General features: G+C 72.9%; 22 protein-coding genes. 16 read left to right on the top strand and 6 right to left on the bottom strand.

The features are described 5' to 3' along the window. Positions 1-99 precede the first annotated feature (99 nt). The gene (locus ACFWV2_RS07830; protein ID WP_384403256.1) at positions 100-2,607 is read right to left on the bottom strand and encodes a Tex family protein; all 2,508 of its coding nucleotides are present in this window, start codon (positions 2,605-2,607) and stop codon (positions 100-102) included. A gap of 367 nt (positions 2,608-2,974) precedes the next feature. Continuing rightward, on the bottom strand, positions 2,975-3,841 hold the full coding sequence (locus tag ACFWV2_RS07825; RefSeq protein ID WP_384403253.1) for a hypothetical protein: 867 nt from the start codon (positions 3,839-3,841) through the stop codon (positions 2,975-2,977). A gap of 123 nt (positions 3,842-3,964) precedes the next feature. Between ACFWV2_RS07825 and ACFWV2_RS07820 the strand changes: the two genes are divergently transcribed. Beyond that, the gene (locus ACFWV2_RS07820) at positions 3,965-4,960 is read left to right on the top strand and encodes a GlxA family transcriptional regulator (RefSeq protein WP_384403250.1); all 996 of its coding nucleotides are present in this window, start codon (positions 3,965-3,967) and stop codon (positions 4,958-4,960) included. Between the two features lie 2 nt (positions 4,961-4,962). Further along, positions 4,963-5,607, top strand: a complete 645-nt coding sequence (locus ACFWV2_RS07815; protein WP_384403247.1) for a DJ-1/PfpI family protein — start codon at positions 4,963-4,965, stop codon at positions 5,605-5,607. Positions 5,608-5,640: 33 nt separating this feature from the next. On the opposite strand, the gene ACFWV2_RS07810 is transcribed toward ACFWV2_RS07815, so the two are convergent. Next, positions 5,641-6,384 carry an enoyl-CoA hydratase/isomerase family protein gene (locus ACFWV2_RS07810; protein WP_384403244.1) on the bottom strand — a complete coding sequence of 248 codons (744 nt, stop codon included), beginning with the start codon at positions 6,382-6,384 and terminating at the stop codon, positions 5,641-5,643. Between the two features lie 66 nt (positions 6,385-6,450). Here ACFWV2_RS07810 and ACFWV2_RS07805 point away from each other — a divergent pair, with 66 nt between their 5' ends. Next, complete coding sequence (locus ACFWV2_RS07805) at positions 6,451-7,137, top strand: HdeD family acid-resistance protein (protein WP_384403241.1); 687 nt, start codon at positions 6,451-6,453, stop codon at positions 7,135-7,137. Between the two features lie 94 nt (positions 7,138-7,231). Then, positions 7,232-7,789, top strand: a complete 558-nt coding sequence (locus ACFWV2_RS07800) for an ATP-binding protein (RefSeq protein ID WP_384403239.1) — start codon at positions 7,232-7,234, stop codon at positions 7,787-7,789. Here ACFWV2_RS07800 and idi read toward each other — a convergent pair. From idi to ACFWV2_RS07785, 3 genes are all read right to left on the bottom strand, one after another. Next, complete coding sequence (idi, locus tag ACFWV2_RS07795) at positions 7,755-8,375, bottom strand: isopentenyl-diphosphate Delta-isomerase (RefSeq protein ID WP_384403236.1); 621 nt, start codon at positions 8,373-8,375, stop codon at positions 7,755-7,757. The two genes, ACFWV2_RS07800 and idi, sit on opposite strands and share 35 nt — an antisense overlap. Positions 8,376-8,705: 330 nt before the next feature. After that, on the bottom strand, positions 8,706-9,479 hold the full coding sequence (locus ACFWV2_RS07790) for a class I SAM-dependent methyltransferase (RefSeq protein ID WP_384403233.1): 774 nt from the start codon (positions 9,477-9,479) through the stop codon (positions 8,706-8,708). 203 nt (positions 9,480-9,682) lie between these two features. Next, positions 9,683-10,624 carry a cation diffusion facilitator family transporter gene (locus tag ACFWV2_RS07785; RefSeq protein ID WP_384403230.1) on the bottom strand — a complete coding sequence of 314 codons (942 nt, stop codon included), beginning with the start codon at positions 10,622-10,624 and terminating at the stop codon, positions 9,683-9,685. A 415-nt stretch (positions 10,625-11,039) separates the two neighbouring features. Here ACFWV2_RS07785 and ACFWV2_RS07780 point away from each other — a divergent pair, with 415 nt between their 5' ends. The 12 genes from ACFWV2_RS07780 to ACFWV2_RS07725 all read left to right on the top strand — a co-directional run bounded on the left by ACFWV2_RS07780 (position 11,040) and on the right by ACFWV2_RS07725 (position 23,522). After that, on the top strand, positions 11,040-12,821 hold the full coding sequence (locus ACFWV2_RS07780; protein ID WP_384403310.1) for a DUF5941 domain-containing protein: 1,782 nt from the start codon (positions 11,040-11,042) through the stop codon (positions 12,819-12,821). Continuing rightward, positions 12,818-13,555: a sugar phosphate nucleotidyltransferase gene (locus ACFWV2_RS07775; RefSeq protein ID WP_384403226.1), complete on the top strand. Its 738-nt coding sequence runs from the start codon at positions 12,818-12,820 to the stop codon at positions 13,553-13,555. The genes ACFWV2_RS07780 and ACFWV2_RS07775 overlap by 4 nt, the downstream gene beginning before the upstream one ends. Beyond that, positions 13,543-14,604 carry an iron-containing alcohol dehydrogenase family protein gene (locus ACFWV2_RS07770; RefSeq protein WP_360787113.1) on the top strand — a complete coding sequence of 354 codons (1,062 nt, stop codon included), beginning with the start codon at positions 13,543-13,545 and terminating at the stop codon, positions 14,602-14,604. The genes ACFWV2_RS07775 and ACFWV2_RS07770 overlap by 13 nt, the downstream gene beginning before the upstream one ends. Continuing rightward, on the top strand, positions 14,582-15,361 hold the full coding sequence (locus tag ACFWV2_RS07765; protein ID WP_384403222.1) for a CDP-alcohol phosphatidyltransferase family protein: 780 nt from the start codon (positions 14,582-14,584) through the stop codon (positions 15,359-15,361). Before ACFWV2_RS07770 ends, ACFWV2_RS07765 begins: the two co-directional genes overlap by 23 nt. 47 nt (positions 15,362-15,408) lie before the next feature. Then, positions 15,409-16,254, top strand: coding sequence for a glycosyltransferase family 2 protein (locus tag ACFWV2_RS07760; RefSeq protein WP_384403307.1), 846 nt, complete (start codon positions 15,409-15,411; stop codon positions 16,252-16,254). Between the two features lie 48 nt (positions 16,255-16,302). Further along, entirely contained in the window at positions 16,303-17,232 is a 930-nt protein-coding gene (locus tag ACFWV2_RS07755) for an ABC transporter permease (RefSeq protein WP_384403219.1), read from the top strand. Beyond that, positions 17,225-18,010, top strand: coding sequence for an ABC transporter ATP-binding protein (locus tag ACFWV2_RS07750; RefSeq protein WP_360787121.1), 786 nt, complete (start codon positions 17,225-17,227; stop codon positions 18,008-18,010). Before ACFWV2_RS07755 ends, ACFWV2_RS07750 begins: the two co-directional genes overlap by 8 nt. Positions 18,011-18,122: 112 nt before the next feature. Beyond that, the gene (locus tag ACFWV2_RS07745) at positions 18,123-18,770 is read left to right on the top strand and encodes a TetR/AcrR family transcriptional regulator (RefSeq protein ID WP_384403216.1); all 648 of its coding nucleotides are present in this window, start codon (positions 18,123-18,125) and stop codon (positions 18,768-18,770) included. A 313-nt stretch (positions 18,771-19,083) separates the two neighbouring features. Next, positions 19,084-19,995, top strand: coding sequence for a squalene synthase HpnC (hpnC, locus tag ACFWV2_RS07740; RefSeq protein ID WP_384403213.1), 912 nt, complete (start codon positions 19,084-19,086; stop codon positions 19,993-19,995). Continuing rightward, on the top strand, positions 19,992-20,942 hold the full coding sequence (hpnD, locus tag ACFWV2_RS07735; RefSeq protein WP_384403210.1) for a presqualene diphosphate synthase HpnD: 951 nt from the start codon (positions 19,992-19,994) through the stop codon (positions 20,940-20,942). The genes hpnC and hpnD overlap by 4 nt, the downstream gene beginning before the upstream one ends. Before the next feature lie 82 nt (positions 20,943-21,024). Next, on the top strand, positions 21,025-22,425 hold the full coding sequence (gene hpnE, locus ACFWV2_RS07730) for a hydroxysqualene dehydroxylase HpnE (RefSeq protein WP_384403207.1): 1,401 nt from the start codon (positions 21,025-21,027) through the stop codon (positions 22,423-22,425). Beyond that, a complete protein-coding gene (locus ACFWV2_RS07725; protein ID WP_384403203.1) occupies positions 22,422-23,522 on the top strand; it encodes a polyprenyl synthetase family protein in 1,101 nt (366 codons plus the stop codon). The genes hpnE and ACFWV2_RS07725 overlap by 4 nt, the downstream gene beginning before the upstream one ends. Positions 23,523-23,684 lie beyond the last annotated feature (162 nt).

The following is a 23,684-nucleotide window of genomic DNA, read 5'->3' as shown; positions in this document are numbered from 1 at the left end:
GCCCGCCCCGCGCGCCCGCGCCCCCGGCCCCGTCGCCCCCCCCCCCCGGGGGCCCCCCCCCCCCCCCCCCCCCCCCCCCCCCCCCCCCCCCCCGCGGGGTCAGCGGCGCTTGCCGCCGCCCTCGCCGAGGAGACCCGCCTTGCGCAGGGCGTCGGCCATCGCGCTGTTCGCGGGCGCTGAACCGGGTGAGGATGCGCGGTCCCGGCCGCCCCGCTCGGGCTGCCCGCCCCGGCCGTTCCGGTCGCCCTGCCCGCCGCCGCCCCGGTTGTCCCGGCCGCGGTCGGCCTGTCCGGCACGGTCGGGCTGCCCGCCCCGGTTCCCGCGCTCGCCCCGGCCGCCGCCACCGCCCTGCCGCTGCTGCGGCGGTCGTCCGGACCGCTCGCCCCGCTCGCCCCGCTCGCGACGGGGAGCCCCGTCCGGGGACTCGGCGGCGGCCTGGTCGTCGAGCCGCAGTGTCAGCGAGATCCGCTTGCGCGGGATGTCCACGTCCTGGACCTTCACCTTGACCACGTCACCGGGTTTCACCACGTCGCGCGGGTCCTTGACGAAGTTCTTCGACATCGCGGACACGTGCACCAGACCGTCCTGGTGCACACCGACGTCGACGAACGCGCCGAAGGCGGCCACGTTGGTCACGACCCCTTCGAGGACCATCCCCGGCTCCAGATCGCCGATCTTCTCGACGCCCTCCTTGAACGTGGCCGTCCTGAACGCCGGTCGCGGGTCGCGGCCCGGCTTCTCCAGTTCGCGCAGGATGTCCGTCACGGTGGGCAGACCGAAGGTCTCGTCGACGAAGTCGTCCGCCCGCAGCGAGCGCAGCCTGCCCGTGTCGCCGATGAGGGCCGCGACCTCGCCGCCCGTCGCCTTCACCATCCGGCGCACCACCGGGTACGCCTCCGGGTGCACCGACGAGGAGTCGAGCGGGTCGTCCCCGCCCCGGATGCGGAGGAAGCCCGCGCACTGCTCGTACGCCTTCGGGCCGAGCCTCGCGACGTCCTTGAGGGCCCGGCGGGAGCGGAAGGGGCCGTTGGCGTCCCGGTGCGCGACGATGTTCTCCGCGAGCCCGGAGCTGATGCCCGAGACCCGTGAAAGGAGCGGTGCGGAGGCCGTGTTGACGTCGACGCCGACGCCGTTGACACAGTCCTCGACGACCGCGTCGAGCGAGCGGGAGAGCTTCACCTCGGCCAGGTCGTGCTGGTACTGGCCGACACCGATGGACTTCGGGTCGATCTTCACCAGTTCCGCGAGCGGGTCCTGGAGCCGTCGCGCGATGGAGACGGCACCGCGCAACGACACGTCGAGCTCGGGGAGTTCCTGCGAGGCGAACGCGGAGGCCGAGTAGACCGAGGCGCCCGCCTCCGAGACCATCACCTTGGTCAGGTTCAACTCGGGGTGCCTGTCGAGGAGTTCCGCAGCCAGCTTGTCGGTCTCGCGGGAGGCGGTGCCGTTGCCGATCGCGACCAGCTCGACCGCGTGCTCCTTCGCGAGCCGCGCCAGCCTGTCCAGGGCCTGGTCCCACTTGTTGGCGGGCACGTGCGGGTAGATCGTGTCGGTGGCGACGACCTTGCCGGTCGCGTCGACCACGGCGACCTTCACCCCCGTACGGAAGCCGGGGTCGAGGCCGAGCGTCGCCCGGGTGCCGGCCGGCGCGGCGAGCAGCAGATCGCGCAGGTTCGCGGCGAAGACCCGGACCGCCTCGTCCTCGGCGGCCGTCCGCAGCCGCAGCCGCAGATCGATGCCGAGGTGGACCAGGATGCGGGTCCGCCAGGCCCAGCGGACGGTGTCCTGGAGCCACTTGTCCCCGGGGCGCCCCCGGTCGGCCACGCCGAAGCGGTGCGCCACGATCCCCTCGTACGAGGAGGGACCGGGGGTCTCGGAGGGCTCCTCCGGCTCCAGGTCGAGACTGAGGACGTCCTCCTTCTCGCCGCGCAGCATGGCGAGCACCCGGTGCGAGGGCAGCGCCGTGAACGGCTCGGCGAAGTCGAAGTAGTCGGCGAACTTCGCCCCCGCCTCCTCCCGGCCCTCCCGCACCTTCGCGACGAGCCGGCCCCGGCCCCACATGCGTTCGCGCAGCTCCCCGATGAGGTCGGCGTCCTCGGAGAACCTCTCCGCGAGGATCGCGCGTGCGCCATCGAGGGCCGCGGCGGCGTCCGCGACGCCCTTGTCCGCGTCCACGAAGGCCGCGGCGGCGACCGTCGGCTCCACCGACGGGTCGGTCAGCAGCCCCTCCGCCAGCGGTTCGAGACCGGCCTCCCGCGCGATCTGCGCCTTGGTCCGGCGCTTCGGCTTGAAGGGCAGGTAGATGTCCTCCAGGCGCGCCTTGGTGTCGGCGGCCCGGATCCGGGCCTCCAGCTCCTCCGTCAGCTTGCCCTGCTCGCGTACCGAGTCGAGGACCGCCGAGCGGCGGTCCTCCAGCTCGCGCAGATAACGCAGCCGCTCCTCGAGGGTGCGCAGCTGCGCGTCGTCGAGCATCTCCGTCGCTTCCTTGCGGTAGCGCGCGATGAACGGCACGGTCGAACCGCCGTCGAGCAGCTCGACGGCTGCTCTCACCTGTCGCTCGCGTACGCCGAGCTCCTCGGCGATCCTTGCTTCGATGGACGTCGTCACGGTGTCCCGACTCGCCTTCTCGTGCCTCAAGCTTGCGAGTGCATTGTGCCGGGTCGTTCACCCGTACGCGGCATCCGACCCGTTTACGCGCGCGCCGGGAGGGCCACGGCTCGCCGCCCGGGCCGCCGGGCGGCGGTGGGGGCGTCGGGCCGGGCGTCGGGCCGGGCCGCGGCGTCGGGGCCCCGGTCCACGGTGCGGGGCCGCCGCGCCCCGGTGCGGGGGCGCGGGTTCCCGGGACCGCCGAGCCTGCGTGCCGTGACCCCGCGCTCCCGCGACGGACCCCCACCCGCTCCGGCGACGGACCCCCGCGCCCCGGTGACGCCCCCCGCGCCCCCGCGACGGCCCCCCAGCGACCGCCCGGCGCGTCTCAGCCCTTGCCGAGCAGGTCCGCCGGGAAGGCGCCCGCGACGGACGCCGAGACGGCGAAGGCGCGGGCCAGTTCGGTGAGCCGCTCCACCCCGGCCGCGCCGAGGTGCTCGTACGGGGCGGCGTCCAGCCGGTCCGTGATCTCCTCCACGTCCTCCCGCAGCCGGGCCCCGGCCTCGGTCAGCTCGCCGTCGGCGTCGAGCAGCCCGCGTCCGCGCAGCCGCTCGCCCGCCGCCTCCCAGTCGGCGCGCCGCCAGCCGCGGCTGCCGAGGAACCAGCGCGGGCTCATGGCCCTGCCGGTCGCCGTGTGGGACACGACCGCCTCGATCGGGTCGAGGCCCAGGGTGAGCAGGGCCGCGAGGTGGCCGTCGCCCCGGTGCTCGCGCAGCAGGGTCGCGGCGTGCCAGTAGGCGAGGTGCGGGGCCTGCGGCACCGGCAGGTCGGCGTTGGCCGAGTACAGCGGCCGGGCGTGCCGGGTGCAGGCCTCGGTGGCGCGCAGGGCAAGCTCCGCGGCCTCGGACATCTCGGGCGACGTGATGGTCTCCGCGCCGAGGAGCCGGCGCAGGGTCGTGTCGGCGGCGCGCAGCCGGGCGTCGAGGACGGCCGCGGGGGAGGCGGTCTCCCAGACGGAGGGCAGGTGCCGCGCGAGCAGATCGTGGTTGTAGTTGTAGAAGGTGGCGCCGACGGTGCCGGGGCCGACGGTGCCGAGGACCGCACTGCGCGCGGCGAGCCGTGCGGCGGAGGTGTCGGTGATGCCGAGCGCGCCGAGCTCGCGGTCGAGGTCGGGCGAGAAGTAGAGCGTGGTGTGCACCGTGTTGACCGCGTTGTGACAGCGGCGTCCGGCGCGCGGGGGGAGCGAGGTCGTCATGGACCCACGTTACCGACTGGTCGGTACGACGGGAACAGAAAGCGGTGGTCCGCGTCGCCCGATGGCCGGAAAGGTGGGATTCCCGTCGTTGCGGACGCCCCGGGACCCGCGAAGGATGGGGGCATGACGCAGCGACCCGTTCTCGTCGTCCTCTTCGACGGCGCCCAGAGTCTCGACGTCACCGGCCCCTTCGAGGTGTTCGCCGGTGCCGGCCGGGCCGCCGGGGATCCCTCCGCGTACACGCTCCGCACCGCCTCCCTGGACGGCGGACCGGTCCGTACGCACAGCGGACTGCGTCTGCTCCCCGACACCACCCTCGCCGAGGCGGTCGCCTCCGGCCCCCCGCACACCCTCGTCGTCCCCGGCGGCGAGGGCACCCGCGACCCGGACCCGGCCCTGATCGACTGGCTGCGCGCCCACGCCCCGAGCGCCGGCCGCCTGGTCTCCGTCTGCACCGGGGCGCTGCTCCTCGCCGAGGCCGGGCTCCTCGACGGGCACCGGGCGACGACCCACTGGGCCATCTGCGACCACCTCGCCCGCCACTACCCCGAGGTCGAGGTGGACCCGGACCCCAACTTCGTACGGGACGGCCGGCTCTCCACCTCGGCCGGGGTCACGGCCGGCATCGACCTGGCGCTCGCCCTGGTCGAGGAGGACCTCGGCCGTGACGTGGCCCTCACCGTCGCCCGCCATCTGGTCGTCTTCCTGCGCCGCCCCGGCAACCAGGCCCAGTTCAGCGCCCAGCTCTCCGCCCAGACCGCCCGCCGGGAGCCCCTGCGCGACCTCCAGCAGTGGATCACCGAGCACCCCGAGGCGGACCTCTCCGTCGACGCGCTCGCCGCCCGGGCCCGGCTCTCGCCCCGCCACTTCGCCCGCGCCTTCCACGCGGAGACCGGCACCCCGCCCGGCCGCTACGTCGACCGGGTCAGGCTCGAACACGCCCGCCGGCTCCTGGAGGACACCTCGCGCGGTGTCGAGGAGGTCGCCCGCGCCTCGGGCTACGGCACCCCCGAGGCGATGCGCCGCGCCTTCCTCAAAGCCCTGGGGACCGCCCCGGCGGAGTACCGCCGCCGCTTCCGCACGGTCCCCGCCCGCCCGCCCGCCCACCGAAAGGGATGACCATGCAGATCGCCGTCCTGCTCTACGAGGGCTTCACCACCCTCGACGCCGTCGGCCCGTACGAACTGCTCGCCCGGCTGCCCGGAGCCGAGACCGTCTTCGTCGCCAAGGAGGCCGGCCCGGTCAGGAACGACCAGGGCAGCCTCGCGCTCGTCGCCGACAAGAGCCTCGCCGAGGTCCCGCACCCGGACATCGTCCTCGTGCCCGGCGGGCCCGCGTCCCGGCAGGCCATGGACGACCCGGAGATCCAGGACTGGCTCCGTACCGCGGACGGGACCAGCACCTGGACCACCTCGGTCTGCACCGGCTCCCTGCTCCTGGGCGCCGCCGGACTCCTGAACGGCCGCCGCGCCACCACCCACTGGCTCGCCTACGAGGAGCTCAGGGCGCTCGGCGCCGAACCCACCGGGGAGCGGGTCGTCTTCGACGGCAAGTACGTCACGGCCGCCGGGGTCTCCTCCGGCATCGACATGGCCCTGCACCTGCTCGGCCGGATCGCGGGTGACGAGACCGCGCAGACGATCCAGCTGCTCACCGAGTACGACCCGCAGCCGCCCTACGACGCCGGCTCACCGGAGAAGGCCCCCGCCGCCATCGTCGCGCGCTGGCGCGGACGGCCCGTCGAGTCGCTCGCACGGGAGGAGTGAGCCCCGGAGCCCGTACGCGAGGCCGGGGGACACTCAGAGCCCGTACGTGAAGCGGGGCGGGCGGCGTTCCAGGAAGGCGGCGACTCCCTCCGCGGTGTCGCCGCTGCCGCGTGCCTGCGCGTCCCAGTGGGCGTCCCGGTCCAGGCGCCCGTCGGCGAACTCCTTGGCCGCCGCCTGCGTCAGGAGCGAGCGCGAGGCCAGCACCCGGGTGAACTCGGCCACCCGCTCGTCCAGCGCGCCCACCGGATGGAGCTCGTCCACGAACCCGGTCCGCAGCGCCCGCTCCGCGTCGATCAACTCGCCGGAGAACAGCAGGTACTTGGCGGCCGAAGGCCCCACCAGGGCAGCGAGCCTGCGGGTGGAGGAGGACGGATAGACGATCCCGAGCTTCGACGGGGTGATCCCGAAGCGTGCTCCCTCCTCGGCGAACCGCAGGTCGCAGGCGGCGGCGAGCTGGCTGCCGCCCCCGACACAGAAGCCCCGGACGGCGGCGAGGGTCGGCTTGGGGAAGGCCGCGAGGGCCTCCTCGGCCCGCACCGCGAGCGCCCGCTGCTCGTCCCCGGGCTCCCGCAGCCCCGAGATGTCCGCCCCGGCGCAGAAGGTGTCGCCCTCGCCGGTCAGGACCAGGACCCGCACCGCGGGGTCGACGGCGAGCCGCGTCAGTACGCCGGGCAGCGCGCGCCACATGCCGGCGCTCATCGCGTTGCGCTTGGCGGGGTTGGCGATGACGAGGGTGGCGATCCCGTCCGTGACGCTGTCCTTCAGCTGCGGCTCCATGGGCCGGATGCTATCCGCCACGGCCGAACGTACGATCAGGAAGGGGCCGTCCCGAGGAGGCACCGCATGGCCGAGGACGCCCACGAGACACACGAGGACCCGGACACCCTCCGGGACATGGCACGCGAGGGGAAACGGCTCAACCGCAGCTTCGGCTGGCTCGCCGCACTCGGCATCCTGCTCGTCATCGGCGGAGTCGTCGGCCTGGTCTACACGGGCCTCGCCACCCTGACGTCGATGCTGCTCTTCGGCTGGCTGCTGCTGATCGGCGGCGCCGTGGGTCTGCTCCAGGCCATCCAGTCGCGGGGCACCAGCTACTTCTGGCTCGCCGTCGTGGTGGCCGCCCTGAACATCGCCGCCGGCCTCGTGGTGATCCGCCACCCGGAGGGCTCGGCGGAGGCGCTGACGATGTTCGCCGCGCTGCTCTTCCTGACCGGTGGTGTCTTCCGGCTGGTCGGCAGTGTGGTGGTGCGCGGACCGCAGTTCGGCTGGACCCTCCTCCAGGGAGCCTTCGGCCTGCTCCTCGGGTTGCTCGTCCTGTTCGACTGGCCGCACAGCAGCCGCTACGTCCTCGGGCTCTTCTTCTCGCTCGCGCTGCTCTTCGACGGGCTCGGCCTGATCGCGATCGGCGTCGGCGGGCGGAGGATCGTCAGCCTGGTGACCCCGACCCCGACCCCGACCCCGCCCTCGACCCCGACCTCGCCCACGGCTCCGGAATCGTCAGAAAGTGCAACCGACCAGTCGAACAACTGACATGCGCCTACTCAACCGATCGGAAAGCGGCCGATACGTGTCGACTTCTGGTCAGTAGGCCGGTCCACCCCCGCACATTGCCAAGACTCGATCCGTGGCGAGAATCGAGCACGAGGGTGGGAACCGTACCGTGGAGACCCACGGGGGTGGCCCCGCCCGGCAACCGTCCTACGAAGGAGTCTGGCGCTTCACCGCTGCCGCGGTCGACGTCTCCGTCCCGCAGGCCCGGCACGCCGTACGCGACCTGCTGGTCCGCCAGGCCGTCCCCGTCCATGAGGAGATCATGGACGGACTGCTGCTGATCGTCTCCGAGCTGGTCACCAACGCCGTCCGGCACGCGGCGCTGCTGTCGCCGGAGATAGCGGTGGAGGTGGCCATCGGCCCCGAATGGGTCCGGGTGTCCGTCGAGGACAACCACCCGTACCGCCCCAAGGCCCTGGAGGCGGACTACGGGCAGACCGGTGGCCGTGGACTGCTGCTCGTCCGCGAGGTCGCCCAGGAGTCCGGCGGCGCCTGCGACGTCGAGCACACCGCGAGCGGCGGCAAGATCATCTGGGCGGCCCTGCCCCTGGCCCCGATGGCACCGGGGCCGGGGGCCGTGATCCACCAGCCGGTCGTCACCAGCCCCCGGACGGACCCGTCAGTTCCCTGACGGCCGGACGCGCCGCGTCGAGCACCGTCATGAACCAGGCGGAGAACGGCGCGGCGGCGTGGCGCTCGGCCAGCTCGGCGGCGGTCACGAAGGCGGTGTCCCCGACCTCCTCCGGGTCCGGCCGCAGTCCGGCCTGCACCAGACCGACGAAGAGGTGGTTGAACTCCTGCTCCACCAGACCCGAGGCCGGGTCCGGGTGGTTGTAGCGGACGGTGCCCGCCTCCGCGAGCAGCGTGGGCGAGACACCCAGCTCCTCGAAGGTCCGCCGGGCGGCGGCCGTGAACGGCGCCTCCCCCGGGTAGGGGTGGCCGCAGCAGGTGTTCGACCAGACGCCGGGGGAGTGGTACTTGCCGAGCGCCCGGCGCTGGATCAGCAACCGGCCCGACTCGTCGAAGAGGAAGACCGAGAAGGCGCGGTGCAGCAGACCCGGCGCCTGGTGCGCGGCGAGCTTCTCGGCCGTGCCGATCGTCGTCCCGTCCTCGTCGACCAGTTCGAGCAGGATCGGCGCCGGGACTCCGGACGGCTGGACACCGTTCGACGTGATCTCCGGCGAGATCTGAGCCGCGGTGGCTGGTGTGGTCGGCATACCCATCCTTCGCATCGGTCCTCGGCCCGGTGGGGCCACCACAGTCTGCCGCACAAAAGCGGCTTGTCCGCACTTCGGCGGCCGGACGCGGCCGCTCCCGCCGCACCGGCATACCACCGGCGCGGCGGGAGCGGAGGGGCGACGCGGTCGGCCGGGCCCCGAAAGCCGCCGGACAGGCGATCGTGCCCGAGGGAACGGGGACGGAGTCGTCCAGGACGAACGCCGTCACCGCCTCGTCCGGAACCTCGAAACCTGGCTTGATCCCCTATGCGGACGCACGTACGAACCCGAACCCGTGGGAGCGTCCTCGGCAGTCTCCGCGCGGGCGGGTCAGCGAGGATCCGCGGGCCGCAGGACGAATCCGGCGTACCCGTAGTCGGAGCCGTGCGCGCGCCTCAGCGCGATCTCGGCGCGCGCTCCGGCCACGGCCTCGGCCATGCCCGGGGCACCGGTGTCCGCCGCCTCGACGCGTACGGCCAGGGGACCGTAGTACTCGTCCCAGTCGCTGTCGGGCTGGACGAAGCTCCCGATGACCCGGTAGCCGGCCTCGACCGCCGCCCGGGCGTTCTCGGTGACGGTGCGGAGCGGGTAGTGCTCGTCCCAGAAGGCCCGGGGCACCGGGTCCGGCTCCCCGGTGGTCCAGACGCACTCGGTGAGCACCAGCGTGCCCCCGGGTGCCAGCAGCCTGCGCCACTCGGCGAGCGCCCGGTCGAAGCCGAGGACGAAGACCGAGCTCTCGGCCCAGACCAGGTCGAAGGAGCCGTCGGGGAGCGGCAGCGCGCCCATGTCGGCGCGGAGGGTGCGGATCGAGCCGTCGAGGCCGCGGGCGGCGGCGGACTCGCGCAGTTCCGCGAGGAACGGCTCGTGGGTGTCGACGGCGGTCACCTCCGCGCCCGCCTCGGCGGCGAGGAGCAGCGCGGAACGGCCGGGGCCGCAGCCCAGGTCGAGCACGCGCGGACGCTCGGGAAGCCCCCCGCCGCGCCCCTCGGGGGACCCCCACGCGAGCGCGAGGAGTCGACGGGTCGTGGTGTCGGAGCCGGGACCCTGCCGCGGAAGACCGTGGTGCAGGGCGAAGAAGGAGTCGTGCAAGGCGTTGTCGGACAACGTGGAAACCCTTTGTGTGAGGGCCCCGGCCGACGACGTGACGGACCGGTGGGAACCGGGATCAGGTCAGCCGGAGGCCCGGAGGCTGAGGGAGGACCGGGCGCTGCCACTGGGGGCAGCCTCCATCGCGACGGTCATCAACCTCAGCTCCTCTCACCACACGTTCGTACGAAAAGACTAACAGGCGCAGGTGATCCGGGGCCTCAGAGGCAGAGCTTCGCCTCGTGCTCCGCGTGCCCCACCGGCTCCAGCTGGAAGGTGCAGTGCTCCACGTCGAAGTGCGAGCCCAGGCACCCCTGTAGTGAGTGCAGCATCTTCTCGTGGCCCACCGAGTCCAGCGCGCCCTGGTCCACGACGACGTGCGCCGAGAGCACGGGCATCCCCGAGGTGATCGTCCAGGCATGCAGGTCGTGCACGTCCTCGACCCCCGGCAGGGCCAGGATGTGCGCCCGTACCTCGGCCATGTCGACGCCCTTGGGGGCCGCCTCCAGGAGTACGTCCAGGGTCTCGCGCAGCAGTTTGACCGTCCGGGGGACGATCATGAGGCCGATCACGATCGAGGCGATCGGGTCGGCGTACTGCCAGCCCGTGGCCAGGATGACGCCGGCCGCGATGATCACGGTGACCGAGCCGAGCGCGTCCGCGAGCACCTCCAGGTACGCCCCGCGCACATTGAGGCTGTCCTTCTGGCCCCGCATGAGCAGCGACAGCGAGATCACGTTGGCGACCAGACCGATCGCCGCGAACGTGATCGCGAGACCGCCCTTGGTCTCGGCCGGCTCGACGAACCGCTGGACCGCCTCGTACAGCACGTAGCCGCCGACGCCGAGCAGCAGCAGACAGTTGGCGAGCGCCGCGAGTATCTCGGCCCGCGCGTACCCGAAGGTGCGGTTGCCCGAGGGAGGCCGGTTGGCGAAGTGGATCGCGAGCAGCGCCATCGCGAGGCCGACGGCGTCGGTCGCCATGTGCGCCGCGTCGGCGATCAGGGCCAGCGAGTCGGCGAGCAGGCCGCCGATGATCTCGATCACCATCACGGAGAGCGTGATGCCGAGTGCGATCCGCAGTCGGTTCTTGTACGCGGCCCCCGCGGTGCCGGTCGGCGGCGGGCCGCCGTGGCTGTGCCCGTGGTCGTGTCCAGCCCCCATGGAAATGGCCTCCAGATCGTGTGGTCGCAGGTGCCCCGATCAGCAAGTCAACTACGGGTGGGGGGTATGCGCAACACGGTACTGAACACCGTTGTCATATGCTCTGACCTGCGATGATGCGCGGACGGCGGAGCGTGGCGCGAAGTCGTCCCCGAAGGTGCCCGGGCCGTCGGCCGACCGTGGTTCGTCGGGCGGCCCTCCGATCACCCATGATGATCATCACAGGGTGCGGCGCATCCGCGAGGACACGGGTGGGCCCGGGGGAGTCCGGCCCGCGAAGCCTCGGTGAACTCACGCTCCGTTCATCCGATAGCCTCAGCCGACGTGCCGCCGCCCGGTGCCGGGCCGCACCGCCGCGCCCGGGGCCGCCATGGGCCCCGCCGGCCCCTCCGTCAGCTCCAAGGAGTGAGTTCGTCTGTCGACCGCCATCCTCACCGGCCCGCCGGCACCCGGATCCTCACTCGACGGTGATCTGCGGTCGCTCGGCTTCGACGTCAAGGCAGCCTCCGGCGCCGACGAGGCCGCCGCCCTGCTGGCGGCCGTCCCGGCGGGTGAGCGCGTCGCGCTCGTCGACCCCCGGTTCGTCGGCCACCTGCACGCGCTGCGCCTCGCCCTCACCGACCCGCGGTTCCCCGCGGCTGCCGCGCCCGGCGCGCTCACCGCGCAGAGCGGGGCCCGCCCCGCGCTCAGCCGCGCGCTGAAGGACGCCACGGCAACCGACGACCTCCCCGGCACGCTCGCCGACGCCCTCGACGCCGACGGCGTCGCCGTGCACCGGCCCCAGCTCGGCACCCTGGTCGCCACCGTGCCCGCCGATCCGGAGGCCCGCCACGAGGCCCGCGCCGCCGTCGACGCCGTCGACGACGAGGCCGTACGCCTCCGCTCGGCCGTCAAGGCCCACGACGGCTTCTTCACCACCTTCTTCATCAGCCCGTACTCGCGCTACATCGCCCGCTGGTGCGCGCGCCGCGGACTCACCCCCAACCAGGTCACCACCGCCTCCCTGCTCACCGCCCTGATCGCGGCCGGCTGCGCGGCGACCGGCGAGCGCGGCGGCTACATCGCCGCCGGCGTCCTCCTCCTCGTCTCCTTCGTCCTGGACTGCACCGACGGGCAGCTCGCCCGGTACGCGCTGAAGTACTCGACGATGGGCGCCTGGCTCGACGCCACCTTCGACCGCGCCAAGGAGTACGCCTTCTACGCGGGCCTCGCCCTCGGCGCCGCCCGCGACGGCGACGACGTGTGGGCCCTGGCGCTCGGCGCGATGATCCTCATGACCTGCCGGCACGTCGTGGACTTCTCGTTCAACGAGGCCAACCACGACGCCACGGCCAACACGAGCCCCACCGCGGCTCTGTCCGACCGGCTCGACAGCCTCGGCTGGACCGTCTGGGCCCGCCGCATGATCATCCTGCCGATCGGCGAGCGCTGGGCGATGATCGCCGTCCTCACCGCCGTCACCAGCCCCCGGGTCGTCTTCTGGGCGCTGATCATCGGCTGCGCCTTCGGTGCCTGCTACACCACGGCGGGCCGTGTCCTGCGCTCCCTGACCCGCAGGGCGAAGAGGACCGACCGGGCCGCCCAGGCCCTCGCCGACCTCGCCGACTCCGGCCCCCTCGCCGGCGTCGTCGCCCGCGCGCTCGCCCGCACCCGCCTCCTCGGCCCCGGCGTCGTCCTCGCCGCCGTCGCCACCGCCGCGCTGCTCTCCACCGTCCTGGCCCGCCCCTTCGGGGACCGGCAGACCGTCGTCATCGCGGTCCTGTACGTGGTGCTCGCCGGCGCGGCCGTCTCCCACCCCCTCAAGGGCGCCCTCGACTGGCTCGTACCGCCGCTCTTCCGCGCCGCCGAGTACACCACTGTCCTCGTCCTCGCCGCCCACTCCGGCTCCGCGCACGCCCTCCCGGCGGCGTTCGGGCTGGTCGCGGCGGTCGCCTACCATCACTACGACACGGTGTACCGCATTCGCGGGGGCACCGGCGCGCCGCCCGCCTGGCTGGCGCGCGTCACCGGCGGACACGAGGGGCGCACGCTCCTGGTGGCCGTCCTCGCCGCCCTGCTGGCGGACCGCGGCGACGACTTCGCCCTGGCACTGACCGCCCTCGCGGGCGCCGTCGCGCTGGTGGTGCTCGTGGAGTCCGTCCGCTTCTGGGTCTCCTCCGGAGCACCCGCCGTTCACGACGAAGGAGAAACAGCATGATCGGTCTCGTACTGGCAGCCGGTGCCGGACGGCGTCTGCGCCCCTACACCGACACCCTTCCGAAGGCCCTCGTGCCCGTCGACGGCGAGACCACGATTCTCGACGGGACGCTGAAGAACTTCGCCGAGATCGGCCTCACCGAGGTCGCGATCGTCGTCGGCTACCGCAAGGAGGCCGTCTACGACCGCAAGGAGGCCATGGAGGCGAAGTACGGCCTCAAGCTCACCCTCGTCGACAACGACAAGGCCGAGGAGTGGAACAACGCCTACTCCCTGTGGTGTGCCCGGGAGGTCCTCAAGCGCGGTGTGATCCTCGCCAACGGCGACACCGTCCACCCGGTCTCCGTCGAGGAGACCCTGCTCGCCGCCCGCGGCGACGGCAAGAAGATCATCCTCGCCCTCGACACGGTGAAGAACCTCGCCGACGAGGAGATGAAGGTGATCACCGCCGAGGGCAAGGGCGTCCAGCGCATCACCAAGCTCATGGACCCGGCCACCGCCACCGGCGAGTACATCGGCGTCACCCTCATCGAGGCGGAGGCCGCCGAGGAGCTCGCCGACGCCCTCAAGGCCACCTTCGAGCGCGACCCCGACCTGTACTACGAGGACGGCTACCAGGAGCTCGTCCACCGCGGCTTCACCGTCGACGTGGCCCCCATCGGCGACGTCAAGTGGGTCGAGATCGACAACCACGACGACCTCGCGAAGGGCCGTGAGATCGCGTGCCAGTACTGACTCGGCTGATCCCCTCGCCGGTCGTCGTCGACATCCGCAGGGGAGCGCTGGACGACCTGTCCGCGCTCCTCGCGGACCAGCGGATCTCCAGCAACGGCAAGATCGCCGTCGCCATCAGCGGCGGCTCGGGTCTCAAGCTGCGGGACCAGTTCGCCGCCGAGCTGCCGGGTGCCGACTGGTACCCGGTCGCGGGCGGCACCATCGACGAGGCCGTGAAGCTCGCCGACGCCATGCGCGGCAAGCGGTACGACGCCGTGGTCGCCCTCGGCGGCGGCAAGATCATCGACGTGACGAAGTACGCGGCGGCCCGGGTCGGGCTGCCGCTGGTGGCCATCGCCACCAACCTGTCGCACGACGGGATCTGCTCCCCGATCTCGACCCTGGACAACGACAACGGCCGGGGCTCCTACGGCGTGCCCACCCCGATCGCCCTCGTCATCGACCTGGACGTGATCAGGGAGGCGCCGGTCCGCTACGTCCGCTCCGGCATCGGCGACGCCGTCTCCAACATCTCCGCCATCGCGGACTGGGAGCTCTCCCACGAGGTGACGGGCGAGCCCGTCGACGGCCTCGCGGCCGCGATGGCCCGCAGCGCCGGCGAGGCCGTGCTCCGCCACCCCGGTGGCGTCGGCGACGACGACTTCCTGGTCTCCCTCTCCGAAGGCCTGGTGATGTCCGGCATCGCCATGTCGATCAGTGGCGACAGCCGCCCCTCCTCGGGCGCCTGCCACGAGATCAGCCACGCCTTCGACCTGCTCTTCCCGGCCCGCGCCGCCAGCCACGGCGAGCAGTGCGGCCTCGGAGCTGCCTTCGCCATGCACCTGCGCGGCGCCCGCGACGGGTCCGCGCAGATGGTGGAGACCCTCCGCCGGCACGGGCTGCCCGTCCGGCCGGAGGAGATGGGCTTCACCGTGGACGAGTTCGTACGGGCGGTGTCCTTCGCCCCGCAGACCCGGCCGGGCCGCTTCACCATCCTCGAACACCTCGACCTGTCCGACGACGAGATCAGGGACGCGTACGCCGACTATGCAAAAGCCATCGGTAGCTGAGCTCCGACCGGTCGTCCACCCGCCCGGTGTGAAGGACCGGCGCAGCGGTGAGCACTGGGGCGGCCGCCTGTACATGCGGGAGATCTCGCTCCGGATCACCCGTCGGCTCGTGGGCACCCGGATCACGCCGAACCAGCTCACCTACGTCATGACCCTCGCGGGCGTCCTCGCGGCCCCGGCGCTGCTGGTGCCGGGGATCCCGGGCGCCCTGCTCGGCGCGCTCATGGTCCAGCTCTACCTGCTGCTCGACTGCGTCGACGGCGAGGTGGCCCGCTGGAAGAAGCAGTTCTCCCTCGGCGGGGTGTACCTGGACCGGGTCGGCGCGTACCTGTGCGACGCGGCCGTGCTCGTCGGCTTCGGCCTGCGCGCCGCCGACCTGTGGGGCTCAGGCCGGATCGACTGGCTGTGGGCCTTCCTCGGGACGCTCGCCGCCCTCGGCGCCATCCTGATCAAGGCCGAGACCGACCTCGTCGGTGTCGCCCGTCACCAGGGCGGGCTGCCGCCGGTCAAGGAGGCGGCGTCCGAGCCGCGCTCCTCCGGCATGGCGCTCGCCCGCAGGGCCGCCGCGGCGCTCAAGTTCCACCGGCTCGTCCTCGGCATCGAGGCCTCGCTCCTGATCGTGGTCCTGGCGATCGCGGACCACGTCCGCGGCGACCTGTTCTTCTCCCGGGTCGGCGTCGCCGTCCTCGCCGGCATCGCGCTGCTCCAGACCGTGCTCCACCTCGTGTCGATCATGGTTTCCAGCAGGCTGAAGTGAGACCGTCCGCGAGCACGCCGCTCAGGGTGGGAGCCGTCGTCATCACGATGGGCGACCGCCCCGACGAGCTGCGCGCGCTGATCGACTCGGTCGCCGCGCAGGAGGGCGACCGGGTCGAGGTCGTCGTCGTCGGTCAGGGCACCCCGGTCACCGGGGTGCCCGACTGGGTGCGGACCGTCGACCTCCCGGAGAACGTCGGCATCCCCGCCGGGCGGAACGTCGGCATCGAGGCCTTCGGCCCCGGCGGCACCGACGTCGACGTCCTGATGTTCCTCGACGACGACGGGCTGCTCGCGCACACGGACACCGCCGAACTGGTCCGGCAGGCCTTCACCGCCGACCCGCGCCTCGGCATCGTCACCTTCCGCATCGCCGACCCGGAGACCGGGCTCACCCAGCGCCGGCACGTGCCGCGCCTGCGCGCGTCCGACCCGATGCGCTCCTCGCGGGTGACCACCTTCCTCGGTGGCGCCAACGCGGTCCGCACCAAGGTCTTCGCCGAAGTGGGCGTCCTGCCGGGCGAGTTCTTCTACGCGCACGAGGAGACCGACCTCGCCTGGCGCGCGCTCGACGCCGACTGGATGATCGACTACCGTTCCGACATGGTGCTGTTGCACCCCACCACAGCCCCGTCCCGGCACGCCTCGTACCACTTCAACGTGGCCCGCAACCGAGTGTGGCTGGCACGTCGCAATCTGCCCGCGCCCCTGGCGCCGGTCTATCTCGGCGTCTGGCTCCTGCTCACCCTGGCCCGGCGGCCCCCGCTCTCCGCACTGAAGGCGTGGTGCGGCGGTTTCCGCGAGGGCTGGACGACCCCCTGCGGACCGCGGCGCCCCATGAGGTGGCGTACGGTGTGGCGGCTGACCCGGCTGGGTCGCCCCCCGGTCGTCTGACATCGTGGTACCGACGTGCCGCGCATCTTGAACACGAAAGTTTCGACTGTGAGTGACACACACCAGGGCGGGGCGGTCGCGACGAGCGCGCCTCCGTCCGTCGACGAGGGCCTGGCTCCGGCCGCGCTGGCGGCGAAGTACGGCCTCTCCGTCAGCGGCGCCCGGCCCGGCCTGTTCGAGTACGTCCGTGAGCTGTGGAGCCGCCGCCACTTCATCCTGGCCTTCTCCTCCGCCAAGCTGACCGCGCAGTACAGCCAGGCCAAGCTGGGCCAGGTGTGGCAGGTGGCGACCCCGCTTCTGAACGCCCTGGTCTACTACCTGATCTTCGGGCTGATCCTGGGCGCGGGACAGGGGATGACCGAGGAGGTCTACATCCCCTTCCTGGTCACCGGCATCTTCGTGTTCACCTTCACCCAGAGCTCCGTGATGGCGGGCGTCCGGGCGATCTCGGGCAACCTCGGACTCGTCCGGGCCCTGCACTTCCCCCGCGCCACCCTCCCGATCTCCTTCTCGCTCCAGCAGCTCCAGCAGCTGCTGTTCTCGATGATCGTGCTCGTGGCGGTGGCGATCGCCTTCGGCAGCTACCCCTCGCTCCGCTGGCTCCTCGTGATCCCGGCGCTGTTGCTGCAGTTCGTGTTCAACGTGGGCCTCGCCATGATCGTGGCCAGGATGGGCTCCAAGACGCCCGACCTCGCCCAGCTGATGCCCTTCGTCATGCGGACCTGGATGTACGCGTCCGGCGTGATGTTCTCGATCCCGGTGATGCTCTCCGACAAGCCGGCCTGGATCGCCGACATCCTCATGTACAACCCGGCCGCCGTCTACATGGACCTGATCCGCTTCGCCCTCATCGAGGGCTACAGCGCGCAGAACCTGCCGGACCACGTCTGGATGACCGCCCTCGGCTGGGCCCTGGTCTTCGGCATCGGCGGCTTCGTCTACTTCTGGAAGGCCGAGGAGAGGTACGGCCGTGGCTGACACCGACCGGAGCAACGTCCCCACCGTCATCTGCGACGAGGTCCACATCGTCTACCGGGTCAACGCCGGCGGCGGAGGCAAGGGCAGCGCCACCGCGGCGCTCAGCCGGATCGTCGGCCGCGGCAAGGCCGAGGTCTCCCGTGGCGTCCGCAAGGTCCACGCCGTCCGGGGTGTCACCTTCACCGCCTACCGCGGCGAGGCCATCGGCCTCATCGGCTCCAACGGCTCCGGCAAGTCGACGCTGCTGCGCGCCATCGCCGGTCTGCTGCCCACCGAGAGCGGCAAGGTCTACACCGACGGGCAGCCCTCGCTCCTCGGCGTCAACGCGGCCCTCATGAACGACCTCACCGGTGAGCGCAACGTGATCCTCGGCGGCCTCGCGATGGGCATGAGCCGCGAGGAGGTGCGCTCCCGCTACGAGGGCATCGTCGACTTCTCCGGCATCAACGAGAAGGGCGACTTCATCAGCCTGCCCATGCGGACGTACTCCTCCGGCATGGGCGCCCGGCTCCGCTTCGCCATCGCGGCAGCCAAGAACCACGACGTCCTCCTCATCGACGAGGCGCTGGCGACAGGTGACCGCAAGTTCCAGATCCGCTCCGAGGAGCGCATCCGCGAACTCCGCAAGGAGGCCGGCACGGTCTTCCTGGTGAGCCACAGCAACAAGTCCATCCGGGACACCTGCGACCGGGTGCTCTGGCTGGAGAAGGGGCAACTCCTGATGGACGGCCCCACGGACGAGGTCCTCAAGGCGTACGAGCGCGAGACCGCCCGCTGAACCCGAGTCCCTCCGAACCGCCCCCGCCGACGTCGGCGGGGGCGGTTCGGTTTCCGCGCGTCGTACCGGCGGCTGGAATGTTCATGCGGTTAACTTCGGGCAGGATGAGGCCATGGCAGCGTTCTCGGGGGGAAAGACCTACCACCACGGCGACCTGCGCAACGCGCTGATCTGCGCGGCCGTCGACCTCGCCACCGAGGGCGGCCCCGAGCGGGTCGTCCTGCGCGAGGCGGCCCGACGGGTCGGAGTCTCGCCCACCGCCGCCTACCGGCACTTCGACGGACGCGGTGAACTCCTGCGCGCCGTCAGGACCCACGCCCGGCGCCGCCTCGCCGACTCCATGGAGCGCGCCGCCGCCCGCGAGCCCGGCGCCGACGACCCCACCCTCGCGGCCGAACGCCGGGTCGCGGCCCTCTGCCGCGGATACGTCGGCTTCGCCCTCGACCAGCCCGGCCTCTACCGGGCCGCGTTCTGCGTCCCCCGCCCGGCGGGGACGGCCGGAGCGGCGGCGGAGCGGCAGCCCGCCGAGCCCGAGATCCGCGCGTTCACCCTGCTCGGGGAGGCGCTCGAAGCGCTCACCCGCCGCGGCACCGCCCGTCAGGGCGCCCGCGCCGCCAGTGGCGCCGCCGCGTGGTCGGCTGTGCACGGACTGTCACTTCTCCTGGTCGACGGCCCGCTTCGGCGTCTTCCCGTCCAGCGCAGGAACGCCGTCGTGGAGACGACCCTCGCCATGGTGGTCTCCGGCGCACGCGCCCTCTGAGTCGCCCACCGGGCCGAACTCCCTTGCGATGCGCGTGGGTTGACGACTCGTACGGGTGAGCTTCCCGCCGCACGCCACCCCGGAACGGCGGCGGCGGTCGTACGACGTAAGCTGGACCGGTCTGTTTCGCGGCAAGTAGGGCGATACCCCACGACCATCGGGCCTCCGGGTCACGGCTCTACGGGCAGGGGTCGGCGGCGTGTCCGAAATAGGATGGATTGGATCCGCAGTGTAGAACGGGAGACGTGACGGCCATGACGCAGAATCTCCAGCTCCACGAGGGTGTCGCCGTCCCTCCGTCGGGCAGTGACCTGTGACGGACACCCGGCAGGCGCGCCCCGACGCCTCCTCGCGCGCCACACTCGGCAAGGCCGCGGACGAGAACTTCCCCGTGGCCCCCTTCTTCCTGCCCCGGGCCTGGCGCGACGACCTGATGGCCGTCTACGGCTTCGCCCGCCTCGTCGACGACATCGGTGACGGCGACCTCGCCCCCGGCGGGGGCGACGCCCGCCACCTCGGCCTCGACCCCGGGACCGCCGAGGACCGGCTCGTCCTCCTCGACGCCTTCGAGGCCGATCTCCGCCGCGTCTTCGACGGCACCCCGCGCCACCCCCTCCTGCGCGGCCTCCAGCCGACCGTACGGCGCCACCGGCTCACCCCGGAGCCCTTCCTCGGCCTGATCGCGGCCAACCGGCAGGACCAGCAGGTCCGGCGCTACGAGACGTACGACGACCTCCTCGCGTACTGCGAGCTCTCCGCCAACCCCGTCGGCCGGCTCGTCCTCGCCATCACCGGCACCGACACCCCCGAGCGGATCCGCCGCTCCGACGAGATCTGCACCGCCCTCCAGATCGTCGAGCACCTCCAGGACGTCGCCGAGGACCTCGGCAACGACCGGATCTACCTGCCCGCCGAGGACCTCAAGCGGTTCCACGTCACCGAGGCCGACCTCGCACGCCCCACCGCGGGCGCCTCCGTGCGCGCACTGATCGCCTTCGAAGCGGAGCGGGCCCGCGACCTGCTCCACGCGGGCACCCCGCTCGTCGCCAGCGTCCACGGCCGGCTCCGCCTCCTCCTCGCGGGATTCGCCGCCGGAGGGCTCGCCGCGCTCGACGCGATCACCGACGCCGGGTTCGACGTACTGAGCGGCGCACCGAAGTCCACCAAGCCGAGCCTGATGCGCCAGGTAGGAGCGGTCATGCTCCGGGCGCGGAGAGAGGGGTGAGCGCGACCGTGGAGGCACAGCCCCAGCCGTCCGCACCGGTACAGGCCGCCTACAGCTACTGCGAGACGGTCACCGGACAGCAGGCACGCAACTTCGCCTACGGGATCCGGCTGCTGCCGACCGGGAAGCGCCAGGCCATGTCCGCGTTGTACGCCTTCTCCCGGCGCGTCGACGACATCGGCGACGGCACCCTCGCGTCCGAGGTCAAGCGGGAGCGTCTGGAGGCCACCCGCGCGCTGCTCGACCGGGTCCGCGCAGGCGAGGTCGACGAGGACGACACCGACCCCGTCGCCGTCGCCCTCGCCGACTCCGCCCGCCGCTTCCCGCTCCCGCTCGACGGCCTCGACGAACTCATCGACGGCGTCCTCATGGACGTGCACGGTGCGACCTTCGAGACCTGGGACGACCTCAAGGTCTACTGCCGCTGCGTCGCGGGGGCCATCGGCCGGCTGTCGCTCGGCGTCTTCGGCACCGAGCCCGGCGCCCGGGGCGCCGACCGCGCCCCCGAGTACGCCGACACCCTGGGCCTCGCGCTCCAACTCACCAACATCCTCAGGGACGTACGCGAGGACGCGGGCAACGGGCGCACCTACCTGCCCGCCGACGACCTCGCCAAGTTCGGCTGCGGAGACGGCTTCCGCGGCGACACGCCGCCCGCCGGCTCCGACTTCGAGGGCCTCATCCACTTCGAAGTGCGGCGCGCCCGGGCCCTGTTCGCCGAGGGCTACCGGCTGCTGCCCATGCTCGACCGGCGCAGCGGCGCCTGTGTCGCCGCCATGGCCGGCATCTACCGCCGTCTCCTCGACCGGATCGAACGCGACCCCGGGGCCGTGCTGCGCGGCCGTGTCTCGCTGCCGGGCCGCGAGAAGGCTTACGTCGCCGTCCGCGGCCTCTCCGGCCTCGACACCCGTCACATCGCCCGACGCGGTGTCAGGGGGCATGCCTGATGAGCCCGCACGCACCCCACCGCCGGGCAACCCCGGGCGCCCCTTCGGCGTCCCTGTGCGCGACGACCCGAGCGGAGGCCGAGTGACCCACGACGGAACCGAGCAGAACGCCCGGCGGCCCCATGCCGTCGTCGTCGGCGGCGGGCTCGCCGGGATCACCGCCGCGCTCCGGCTGGCCGAGGCGGGCGTCGGCGTCACCCTCCTCGAAGGGCGGCCCCGGCTCGGCGGCCTCGCCTTCTCCTTCCGCCGCGGCGACCTCACCGTCGACAACGGCCAGCACGTCTACCTGCGCTGCTGCACCGCGTACCGCTGGTTCCTCGACCGGGTCGACGGCGCCCGGCTCGCGCCCCTCCAGGACCGCCTGGACGTCCCCGTCCTCGACGTCGGCCATCCGCGCGGCCCCCGCCTCGGCCGGATCCGCCGCGACGACCTCCCCGTACCGCTGCACCTCGTGCGCAGCCTCGCCACGTACCCGCACCTCTCCCTCGCCGAGCGCGCCTCCGTCGGCCGGGCCGCGCTCGCCCTGAAGAAGCTCGACCCCGCCGACCCCGCGCTCGACGGCATCGACTTCGCCACCTGGCTCGGACGGCACGGACAGTCCCCCCGGGCCATCGAGGCCCTCTGGGACCTGGTCGGCATCCCCACCCTCAACGCCCCGGCCCCGCAGGCCTCCATGGGACTCGCCGCGATGGTCTTCAAGACCGGGCTCCTGTCCCAGCCCGGTGCCGCCGACATCGGCTGGGCCCACGTCCCGCTCGGCGAACTCCACGACACCCGCGCCGCGAAGGAGCTCGACGCCCTCGGCGTCCGCACCCTGCTCCGCACCAAGGCCGAGCGGATCACCCGTACCGACGACGGCCGCTGGACCGTCGACGTACCCGGCGAGACGCTCACGGCGGACGCCGTCGTCCTCGCGGTACCTCAGCAGGAGACCCACGGTCTGCTGCCCGACGGCGCACTCGACGACCCCGACCGGCTCCTCGACATCGCCACCGCCCCCATCCTCAACCTCCACGTGGTCTACGACCGCAAGGTCCTCAAGCGGCCCTTCTTCACCACGCTCGGCTCCCCGGTGCAGTGGGTCTTCGACCGCACCGACTCCTCCGGGCTCACCGGCGGCGGCCAGTACCTCGCCGTCTCCCAGTCCGCCGCCCAGGACGAGATCGACGAACCCGTCGCCGCCCTGCGCACGAAGTACCTGCCCGAGCTGGAACGGCTGCTGCCCGCCGCCCGCGGCGCCGGGGTCCGCGACTTCTTCGTCACCAGGGAGCGGACGGCCACGTTCGCCCCGACCCCGGGCGTCGGCCGGCTCCGCCCCGGCGCCCGCACCCAGGCCCCGGGGCTCTACCTGGCCGGCGCCTGGACCGCCACCGGCTGGCCCGCGACCATGGAGGGTGCCGTCCGCAGCGGATTCAGCGCGGCGGGCGCCGCGCTCTCCGCCCTCGGCCGCCGCCATGACCATCCGCTTCAGGAGGCGGCATGAGTGTGAGTACCGGAACAAGAGGAGAGACCGTGCCGACTGTGCCGCCGGGTAATCCGGCCGTCGACACCGCGGACGTGACCGCACTGCTGGAGCGGGGGCGGACCCTGTCCACCCCCGTACTGCGGGCGGCCGTCGACCGCCTCGCACCACCCATGGACACCGTGGCCGCCTACCACTTCGGCTGGATCGACGCCCAGGGCAACCCCGCCGACGGCGACGGTGGCAAGGCCGTCCGCCCGGCGCTCGCCCTGCTGTCGGCCGAGGTCGCGGGTGCCCCGCCCGAGGTAGGTGTCCCCGGCGCCGTCGCCGTGGAGCTCGTCCACAACTTCTCGCTGCTGCACGACGACCTGATGGACGGCGACGAGCAGCGCCGCCACCGCGACACCGTGTGGAAGGTCCACGGCCCCGCGCAGGCCATCCTCGTCGGCGACGCCCTGTTCGCCCTCGCCAACGAGCTGCTCCTCGAGCTCGGCACCGTCGAGGCCGGCCGGGCCACCCGCCGGCTCACCACGGCCTCCCGCAAGCTCATCGACGGGCAGGCCCAGGACATCTCGTACGAGCACCGGGAACGGGTCACCGTCGAGGAGTGCCTGGAGATGGAGGGCAACAAGACGGGCGCCCTGCTCGCCTGCGCCGTCTCCATCGGCGCCGTGCTCGGCGGCGCCGACGACCGCACCGCCGACAAGCTGGAGGAGTACGGCTACCACCTCGGCCTCGCCTTCCAGGCCGTCGACGACCTGCTCGGCATCTGGGGCGACCCCGGGGCCACCGGCAAGCAGACCTGGAGCGACCTGCGCCAGCGCAAGAAGTCCCTGCCGGTCGTCGCCGCCCTCGCCGCCGGCGGCGAGGCCTCGGAGCGGCTCGGCGAACTGCTCGCGGCGGACGCCAAGTCCAACGACTTCGACACCTTCTCCGAGGAGGAGTTCGCCTTCCGGGCGGCCCTCATCGAGGAGGCCGGGGGACGCGAGTGGACCTCCGAGGAGGCCCGCCGCCAGCACACCGTCGCGATCGCGGCCCTGCACGAGGTGGACATGCCCGCCCGCGTCCGGGCGCAGCTCACCGCGCTGGCCGACTTCGTGGTCGTACGGAAGAGATGATCACCATCACCCTGATATGAGTTCGCGGTCGCCGGCCGGTGCCCTTCGGCACCGGGCCCCCGGGCGTCCCGAGCTCCGCAGGTTAACGCAGTGGGTAATAGTTGAGCCAGAACCCACCGCCCACCGCCACCCCCAGCGCCGGGGGGCCCCCCCGCCCCCCGG

Source organism: Streptomyces sp. NPDC058671, assembly GCF_042716475.1.
Taxonomy (GTDB): Bacteria; Actinomycetota; Actinomycetes; order Streptomycetales; family Streptomycetaceae; genus Streptomyces.
This window is presented reverse-complemented; position numbering and strand designations above follow the sequence as displayed.

Coding starts and splice junctions, on each gene's coding strand:
- ACFWV2_RS07825 (WP_384403253.1), bottom strand. CDS start 3,841: ATGACGACCTCGCTCCCCCCGCGCGCCGGACGCCGCTGTCACAACGCG.
- ACFWV2_RS07820 (WP_384403250.1), top strand. CDS start 3,965: ATGACGCAGCGACCCGTTCTCGTCGTCCTCTTCGACGGCGCCCAGAGT.
- ACFWV2_RS07815 (WP_384403247.1), top strand. CDS start 4,963: ATGCAGATCGCCGTCCTGCTCTACGAGGGCTTCACCACCCTCGACGCC.
- ACFWV2_RS07810 (WP_384403244.1), bottom strand. CDS start 6,384: ATGGAGCCGCAGCTGAAGGACAGCGTCACGGACGGGATCGCCACCCTC.
- ACFWV2_RS07805 (WP_384403241.1), top strand. CDS start 6,451: ATGGCCGAGGACGCCCACGAGACACACGAGGACCCGGACACCCTCCGG.
- idi (WP_384403236.1), bottom strand. CDS start 8,375: ATGCCGACCACACCAGCCACCGCGGCTCAGATCTCGCCGGAGATCACG.
- ACFWV2_RS07785 (WP_384403230.1), bottom strand. CDS start 10,624: ATGGGGGCTGGACACGACCACGGGCACAGCCACGGCGGCCCGCCGCCG.
- ACFWV2_RS07775 (WP_384403226.1), top strand. CDS start 12,818: ATGATCGGTCTCGTACTGGCAGCCGGTGCCGGACGGCGTCTGCGCCCC.
- ACFWV2_RS07765 (WP_384403222.1), top strand. CDS start 14,582: ATGCAAAAGCCATCGGTAGCTGAGCTCCGACCGGTCGTCCACCCGCCC.
- ACFWV2_RS07760 (WP_384403307.1), top strand. CDS start 15,409: ATGGGCGACCGCCCCGACGAGCTGCGCGCGCTGATCGACTCGGTCGCC.
- ACFWV2_RS07745 (WP_384403216.1), top strand. CDS start 18,123: ATGGCAGCGTTCTCGGGGGGAAAGACCTACCACCACGGCGACCTGCGC.
- ACFWV2_RS07725 (WP_384403203.1), top strand. CDS start 22,422: ATGAGTGTGAGTACCGGAACAAGAGGAGAGACCGTGCCGACTGTGCCG.